Origin of the sequence: Thiocystis violacea (assembly GCF_016583565.1) — a bacterium.
In the GTDB taxonomy this organism is placed as follows: domain Bacteria; phylum Pseudomonadota; class Gammaproteobacteria; order Chromatiales; family Chromatiaceae; genus Thiorhodococcus; species Thiorhodococcus violaceus_A.
Genome location: NZ_NRRF01000222.1, coordinates 1 through 956 on the forward strand (window position 1 = coordinate 1; position 956 = coordinate 956).

At 59.6% G+C, this 956-nt stretch carries 1 protein-coding gene; it reads right to left on the reverse strand.

Features of this window, described 5'->3' with window-relative positions; all coding sequences use genetic code 11:
- Positions 1 to 710: 710 nt before the first annotated feature.
- The coding region (locus CKO23_RS24890; RefSeq protein ID WP_200335272.1) for a hypothetical protein at positions 711 to 956 on the reverse strand (246 nt) is incomplete at its 5' end.

A 956-nucleotide genomic window follows, 5' to 3' on the forward strand; every position in this document is an offset into this window, starting at 1 on the left:
AACAGCACCCGGATGGTCTCTTTGTCAAGCATCATAATCAACAGCGTTCGAATTGGGTTTTGACGGGAACTGGCTCTCAAGCCACTGTTTTATAAGATATCACAACCCCAGGAGATCCGGGAGAGCCCATGGCGAGGGGCTTTTCGTCACAGAAATGCGGGATCAAAAAGTGCGTGAAAAAGGCTAGATTGAACACCCTAGGGCCAGGCCTCCCATCGCACGTTCGCGTGACCGGAAGAGTGGAGACGACAGACACATCTTCGGAAAATGCCGATCCGGTTGGCTCGGGAAACTGCTATTGGTCGTTGCCCGACGTCCCACACTGTGGCACGCGATCGGCTGCCTCTCAGTGACGCCCCGCCAAGCATGGTGTCGTGCCCAGCGCCGGCGGCGTGAACGGAAGCTGGGCAAGGGTACGACCTACAGGTTGTGTCGACCTGAGTTAACCGGATAGGCATGCTTCAGAAATTCCGTTACACGATTGATGAGCGCCCGAAGCGCATCATGTCGACCGAGCACGTCAGATGAGCGGGAACGTCGAGAGCCTGCTCTTAGCGCGCCGACGCGCCCTGCTGTCAAGGCCAAACGATGCGGGCGGCACGGCGAATCCGTTCTAACGCACATGGCGGAGCGCCACCCCGGACCATGAAACGGGGCGGTAGCTTGCACGGACGCCAGGAGAGGCAACATATTGCGTCCTGTTGAGCCTCCTACAACAAGTGCGCTGTTTCACGGTAACCGGCGGGCGCTGATTGGGCGACGCGGGGTGCGGAGTTTGCCGTCATGCCCAGATAGTCGAAGACACGGCGGACCCTGCGAGCGAGCTTGCCGATGGTTGCCGCCACGGAATCCTTCGATTTCGTCTTGATCAGCCCGATGGCGAAGCGGCGCAGGCGGGTGATGTTTTCGGGTCCGTGGCCGGTGCGGATGGTGCAGCGATCCTCGTCCCAGTTCCA